This window comes from Streptomyces sp. NPDC090442 (assembly GCF_044769405.1).
In the GTDB taxonomy this organism is placed as follows: Bacteria; Actinomycetota; Actinomycetes; order Streptomycetales; family Streptomycetaceae; genus Streptomyces.
This window is the reverse complement of record NZ_JBIVXW010000043.1, coordinates 71,296-77,524: the sequence shown is the minus strand read 5'-3', so window position 1 is coordinate 77,524 and position 6,229 is coordinate 71,296. Positions and strand designations below refer to the sequence as shown.

7 protein-coding genes are annotated in these 6,229 nt (G+C 72.4%); all 7 read left to right on the top strand.

Annotated features, from left to right (window positions below; translation table 11 throughout):
• The first annotated feature begins 586 nt into the window (after positions 1-586).
• Positions 587-1,132: a hypothetical protein gene (locus ACIQU6_RS27645; protein WP_403484381.1), complete on the top strand. Its 546-nt coding sequence runs from the start codon at positions 587-589 to the stop codon at positions 1,130-1,132.
• Between the two features lie 142 nt (positions 1,133-1,274).
• Positions 1,275-2,186 carry a pyridoxal 5'-phosphate synthase lyase subunit PdxS gene (gene pdxS, locus ACIQU6_RS27640; protein ID WP_274917013.1) on the top strand — a complete coding sequence of 304 codons (912 nt, stop codon included), beginning with the start codon at positions 1,275-1,277 and terminating at the stop codon, positions 2,184-2,186.
• 15 nt (positions 2,187-2,201) lie between these two features.
• A complete protein-coding gene (gene pdxT, locus ACIQU6_RS27635) occupies positions 2,202-2,810 on the top strand; it encodes a pyridoxal 5'-phosphate synthase glutaminase subunit PdxT (RefSeq protein ID WP_403484380.1) in 609 nt (202 codons plus the stop codon).
• A gap of 97 nt (positions 2,811-2,907) precedes the next feature.
• Positions 2,908-3,657 carry a YebC/PmpR family DNA-binding transcriptional regulator gene (locus tag ACIQU6_RS27630; RefSeq protein ID WP_403484379.1) on the top strand — a complete coding sequence of 250 codons (750 nt, stop codon included), beginning with the start codon at positions 2,908-2,910 and terminating at the stop codon, positions 3,655-3,657.
• Positions 3,658-3,874: 217 nt separating this feature from the next.
• Positions 3,875-4,432 (top strand): crossover junction endodeoxyribonuclease RuvC, encoded by a 558-nt coding sequence (gene ruvC, locus ACIQU6_RS27625; RefSeq protein WP_403484378.1) that lies wholly within the window; start codon positions 3,875-3,877, stop codon positions 4,430-4,432.
• A complete protein-coding gene (gene ruvA, locus ACIQU6_RS27620; RefSeq protein ID WP_403484377.1) occupies positions 4,429-5,052 on the top strand; it encodes a Holliday junction branch migration protein RuvA in 624 nt (207 codons plus the stop codon). The genes ruvC and ruvA overlap by 4 nt, the downstream gene beginning before the upstream one ends.
• A 76-nt stretch (positions 5,053-5,128) precedes the next feature.
• Positions 5,129-6,217: a Holliday junction branch migration DNA helicase RuvB gene (ruvB, locus tag ACIQU6_RS27615; RefSeq protein WP_403484376.1), complete on the top strand. Its 1,089-nt coding sequence runs from the start codon at positions 5,129-5,131 to the stop codon at positions 6,215-6,217.
• Positions 6,218-6,229: the final 12 nt, after the last annotated feature.

Genomic DNA, 6,229 nt, shown 5'->3' with positions numbered 1-6,229 from the left:
TTGGGGGGGGGGGGGGGGGTGGGGGGGGGGGGCGGGGCGGGGGGGGGGGGGGGCCCGGCGGGGTGGGGTTGCGGGGGGCCCCCCCCACCCCTCCGGCCCGTCCCCTCCCGTTGAGGGTGGGTGAAAACGGTGGTTGGCACGTCCTCCCGGTGGGTCAACTCGGGCTGCTGGGTTGAGTGGTGACCGTTAGAGGGCAGGTGGCCCCAGCGGCCGGGCAGTGACCGTCAGGGGACCACAATGGCCAGCCGCCGCCCAGAGAAATTCCACCCCTCAACGGGAGGGGGCGGGTCTTCGGGGGTGGTAGGCCAGACGTAAAGCGAAGCAGTCTGGCATGCCGCCCCCGAAGGCCCGTCACCGCACCCCGACAGCCCCGCGCAGCGGACAACTCGACCCGCCCCGCGCAGCGGACCGGCAGCGGACCCATCGGCTCGCCCCGCGCAGCGGCACCGCCCCGCGCAGCGGACGGGCGGCGGACGGGCGGCGGACCGGCCCGCGCCGCAGGCGCGAAGGGCACCAACCCCCACGGCGGGACAGCCAACAACGTGGGAAGCCAGCCAAGCGCAGCGGACGGGTAACGTAACCCCGCGTGACAACCACGTTTATCTGGATCGCCGTTGCCATCGTCCTCGTCGGGGTCTATCTGAGTTGGACGGCGGGGCGGTTGGACCGGCTGCACGCGCGCATCGACGCGGCGCGGGCGGCGTTGGACGCGCAGTTGTTGCGGCGGGCGTCGGTCGCGCAGGAGGTGGGGACCTCGGGGGTGTTGGATCCGGCCGCGTCGATCGTGCTCTACCAGGCCGCGCACGAGGCCCGGCAGGCGTCGGAGGACCACCGGGAGGTCGCGGAGAGCGAGCTCAGCCAGGCGTTGCGGGCCGTCTTCGAGGACGAGGCGCAGTTGGAGGCGGTGCGGGAGGCCCCGGGCGGGGAGCACACGGTGGCGGAGCTGACGGCGGCGGTGCGGCGGGTCCCGATGGCGCGGCGGTTCCACAACGACGCCGTACGGGCCGCGCGGGCGGTGCGCCGCCACCGGGTGGTGCGGTATCTGCGGCTGGCGGGGCACGCCCCGTTCCCGATGGCCTTCGAGATGGACGATCAGCCGCCGGCTGTCCTGGACGACCGTTCCGGCGCCTGACCGCCCCGGCGGAAGCAGCGCCTCCGGTTGGTGTGACGGCCGGCGCCGCAAGCCACTGACCTGTAATTGGCCCTTTCCCCGGGCACCTCGCCAACGGTTGTGTGGGTGCGAAGCACAACCACCCGCACTGAGTGAGGTCATCGTGTCCAGCACGCCCACCACGCCCCAGAACCCCGAGACCGGAACCGCGCGCGTCAAGCGCGGCATGGCCGAGCAGCTCAAGGGCGGCGTGATCATGGACGTCGTCACGCCGGAAGAGGCGAAGATCGCCGAGGACGCCGGTGCGGTCGCCGTCATGGCCCTGGAACGGGTCCCGGCCGACATCCGCAAGGACGGCGGCGTGGCCCGCATGTCCGACCCCGACATGATCGACGGCATCATCAACGCGGTGTCCATCCCGGTCATGGCCAAGTCCCGGATCGGCCACTTCGTCGAGGCCCAGGTCCTCCAGTCGCTCGGCGTCGACTACATCGACGAGTCCGAGGTCCTCACCCCGGCCGACGAGGTCAACCACTCCGACAAGTGGGCCTTCACCACTCCGTTCGTCTGTGGTGCCACCAACCTGGGCGAGGCCCTGCGCCGTATTGCCGAGGGCGCCGCGATGATCCGCTCCAAGGGCGAGGCCGGCACCGGCAACGTCGTCGAGGCGGTCCGTCACCTGCGCCAGATCAAGGGCGAGATCGCCAAGCTGCGCGGCTGCGACAACAACGAGCTGTACGCCGCCGCCAAGGAGCTGCGCGCCCCGTTCGAGCTGGTCAAGGAGGTCGCCGAGCTGGGCAAGCTGCCGGTCGTGCTGTTCTCCGCCGGTGGCGTCGCCACCCCGGCCGACGCCGCCCTGATGCGCCAGCTCGGTGCCGAGGGCGTCTTCGTCGGCTCCGGCATCTTCAAGTCCGGCGACCCGGCCAAGCGCGCCGCCGCGATCGTCAAGGCCACCACCTTCTACGACGACCCCAAGGTCATCGCGGAGGTGTCCCGCAACCTGGGCGAGGCCATGGTCGGCATCAACTGCGACACCCTCCCCGAGGCCGAGCGCTACGCCAACCGCGGCTGGTAAGGACGCAGAGACGACATGAGCACCACTCCCACCATCGGTGTGCTGGCGCTCCAGGGCGACGTCCGCGAGCATCTGAAGGCGCTCGCGGACGCCGGCTCCACGGCGCGTCCGGTACGCCGTCCCGAGGAACTCGACGAGGTCGACGGCCTGGTGATTCCGGGCGGCGAGTCCACCACCATGTCCAAACTGGCGGTCGCGTTCGGCATGTTGGAGCCGCTGCGCGCGTTCGTCCGCGCGGGCCGGCCGGTCTACGGCACCTGCGCCGGCATGATCATGGTCGCGGACAAGCTGCTGGACGGCCGGGAGGACCAGGAGACGCTCGGCGGCATCGACATGATCGTGCGCCGTAACGCCTTCGGGCGGCAGAACGAGTCGTTCGAGGCGGCCGTCGAGGTCGCCGGGATCGACGGCGGCCCCGTGGAGGGCGTCTTCATCCGGGCCCCGTGGGTCGAGTCGGTCGGCGCCTCGGCCGATGTCCTGGCGACGTACGGTGGACATACGGTGGCCGTGCGGCAGGGTAACGTCCTCGCCACGTCGTTCCATCCGGAGTTGACCGGCGACCACCGCATCCACGCGCTGTTCGTGGACATGGTGCGTGCCGTCCTCACGGAGGGCCGCGACTGAGCGTCCCGTGACGGGCGGAGGTCGGGAGACCGCCGCGTCGCCCGGTAGGATCTGGGGCGATCGTTTCTGAACTTGGTTACGCGAAGGAGACAGGCGGATGTCCGGCCACTCTAAATGGGCTACGACGAAGCACAAGAAGGCCGTGATCGATGCCAAGCGCGGCAAGCTCTTCGCGAAGCTGATCAAGAACATCGAGGTCGCGGCGCGGATGGGCGGCGTCGACCTGGAAGGTAACCCGACGCTCTACGACGCCGTCCAGAAGGCGAAGAAGCAGTCGGTCCCGAACAAGAACATCGACTCCGCGATCAAGCGCGGTGGCGGTCTCGAAGCCGGTGGCGCCGACTACGAGACGATCATGTACGAGGGCTACGGCCCCAACGGTGTCGCGGTCCTCATCGAGTGCCTCACCGACAACCGGAACCGCGCCGCCTCCGACGTCCGCGTCGCGATGACCCGCAACGGCGGCTCGATGGCCGACCCGGGCTCGGTGTCCTACCTCTTCAACCGCAAGGGCGTGGTGATCGTCCCCAAGGGCGAGCTGGCCGAGGACGACGTCCTGGGCGCGGTCCTGGACGCCGGTGCGGAGGAGGTCAACGACCTCGGTGAGTCCTTCGAGGTGCTCAGCGAGGCCACCGACCTGGTCGCGGTGCGCACCGCGCTCCAGGAGGCCGGCATCGACTACGACTCGGCCGAGGCCAACTTCGTCCCGACCATGCAGGTCGAGCTGGAGGAAGAGGGCGCGCGCAAGATCTTCAAGCTGATCGACGCGCTGGAGGACAGCGACGACGTGCAGAACGTCTTCGCCAACTTCGACGTGCCGGACAACGTCATGGCCTCCATCGACTGACCTGGTGCGCAGGGCGTCCGGCTGCCGCGGGGCGAGGACCGCAACGACGTGCCGGACGACGTCATGGCCAGGGTCGACCACTGACGGGCGCGCACTGACCGATCGTACGACGGGCCGGCGGGGACACACCCCGCCGGCCCGTCGGCTTGTCAGTGGCAGCTACTAACCTGCAAGAACGTCAGGAACAGACGACCGAACGACGGCGAGGGGCGGGCCGATGAAGGTGCTGGGGGTGGACCCGGGGCTGACGCGCTGCGGGGTCGGCGTGGTCGACGGGGTGGCCGGACGGCCGTTGACCATGGTCGGCGTCGGCGTGGTGCGCACCCCGGCGGACGCGGACGTCGCACGGCGTCTGGTGCTGATCGAGCGCGGCATAGACGAGTGGCTCGACGAGCACCGGCCCGAACGCGTCGCCGTGGAACGGGTTTTCAGCCAGCACAACGTCCGTACGGTCATGGGCACCGCCCAGGCCAGTGCGGTCGCGATGCTGTGCGCCGCCCGCCGCGGGCTGCCGGTCGCGCTGCACACCCCCAGCGAGGTCAAGGCCGCGGTCACCGGCTCAGGACGGGCCGACAAGGCGCAGGTCGGCGCGATGGTGACGCGGCTGCTGCGGCTGTCCGCCCCGCCGAAGCCGGCCGACGCCGCCGACGCCCTCGCCCTGGCCATCTGCCACATCTGGCGCGCCCCCGCGGTCAACCGCCTCCAGCAGGCCCAGGCCCAGGCCGCGGCCCGCCGCACCCCCGTTCCCGCTCGCACGCTGAAGGGCACCCGATGATCGCCTTTGTCACCGGCCCGGTCGCGGCCCTCGCACCGGACAGCGCCGTCGTCGAGGTCGGCGGCATCGGCATGGCCGTCCAGTGCACGCCGAACACCCTCTCCGGCCTCCGGCTCGGTGAGCGCGCCAAGTTGGCCACCTCCCTCGTCGTCCGCGAGGACTCCCTGACCCTCTACGGCTTCGCCGACGACGACGAGCGGGGGACCTTCGAGCTGCTGCAGACCGCCAGCGGCGTCGGCCCGCGGCTGGCCCAGGCGATGCTCGCGGTGCACTCCCCGGACGCGCTCCGGCTCGCGGTGTCCACCGGCGACGAGAAGGCGCTGACGGCGGTGCCGGGCATCGGCAAGAAGGGCGCCCAGAAGCTGCTGTTGGAGCTGAAGGACCGGCTCGGCACGCCCGTCGGCGGCGCCCGTCCGGCCGCCGGGCCCGCGGCCGGGCCGGCCGGCTGGCGCGATCAGCTGCAGGCCGCGCTGGTCGGCCTGGGGTATGCCGCCAAGGAGGCCGACGAGGCGGTCGCCGCGGTGGCCCCGCAGGCCGAGGCGGCCGCCGCCGCGGGCTCCACCCCGCAGGTGCCGCAGCTCCTCAAGGCGGCCCTGCAGACCCTCAACCGCGCCCGATGACCGCCCCGGCCGCGCGCCCCCGACCGTACGACCACGCAGGCGGCCCGACCGCCCCGACCCCGCGAGGCAATCCGCAGTGAACTGGGACGACACCGCACCGTCCACCGCCGAGGAGCCCGCCGGCGGCCCGGCCGACCGGCTGGTGGCGGCCGACGCCGACGGCGAGGAGAACGCCGTCGAGGCCGCGCTGCGGCCCAAGGACCTGGCGGAGTTCGTCGGCCAGGAGCGGGTCCGCGAGCAGCTCGACCTGGTGCTGAAGGCGGCCCGCGCCCGCGGCGCCACCGCCGACCACGTGCTGCTCTCCGGCGCCCCCGGCCTGGGCAAGACCACCCTCTCCATGATCATCGCGGCCGAGATGGGCGCCCCGATCCGGATCACCTCCGGCCCGGCCATCCAGCACGCCGGCGATCTGGCGGCGATCCTCTCCTCCCTCCAGGAGGGCGAGGTCCTCTTCCTCGACGAGATCCACCGGATGTCCCGGCCCGCCGAGGAGATGCTCTACATGGCGATGGAGGACTTCCGGGTCGACGTGATCGTCGGCAAGGGGCCGGGCGCCACCGCCATCCCCCTGGAACTCCCGCCGTTCACCCTGGTCGGGGCCACCACCCGGGCCGGTCTGCTGCCGCCGCCGCTGCGCGATCGCTTCGGCTTCACCGGCCACATGGAGTTCTACGCCCCGGCCGAGCTGGAGCGCGTCATCCACCGCTCCGCCAGCCTGCTGGACGTGGCGATAGAACCCGACGGCGCCGCCGAGATCGCCGGCCGCTCCCGCGGCACGCCCCGGATCGCCAACCGGCTGCTGCGCCGGGTCCGCGACTACGCCCAGGTCAAGGCGGACGGCGTGATCACCCGCGAGGTCGCCGCGCAGGCCCTGGGGGTCTACGAGGTCGACAGCCGGGGGCTGGACCGGCTCGACCGGGCGGTGCTCACCGCCCTGCTCAAGCTGTTCGGCGGCGGCCCGGTCGGGCTGTCCACCCTCGCGGTCGCGGTGGGGGAGGAGCGGGAGACGGTCGAGGAGGTCGCCGAGCCGTTCCTGGTCCGGGAGGGACTGCTGGCCCGTACGCCGCGCGGCCGGATCGCCACTCCGGCGGCCTGGGCGCACCTCGGGCTGGTTCCGCCGCAGCAGGCTGGCGGAACGGGACAGCACGGCCTGTTCGAGGCATGACGGCGCGGGGAC

Coding starts and splice junctions, on each gene's coding strand:
- pdxT (WP_403484380.1), top strand. CDS start 2,202: ATGAGCACCACTCCCACCATCGGTGTGCTGGCGCTCCAGGGCGACGTC.
- ACIQU6_RS27630 (WP_403484379.1), top strand. CDS start 2,908: ATGTCCGGCCACTCTAAATGGGCTACGACGAAGCACAAGAAGGCCGTG.
- ruvC (WP_403484378.1), top strand. CDS start 3,875: ATGAAGGTGCTGGGGGTGGACCCGGGGCTGACGCGCTGCGGGGTCGGC.
- ruvA (WP_403484377.1), top strand. CDS start 4,429: ATGATCGCCTTTGTCACCGGCCCGGTCGCGGCCCTCGCACCGGACAGC.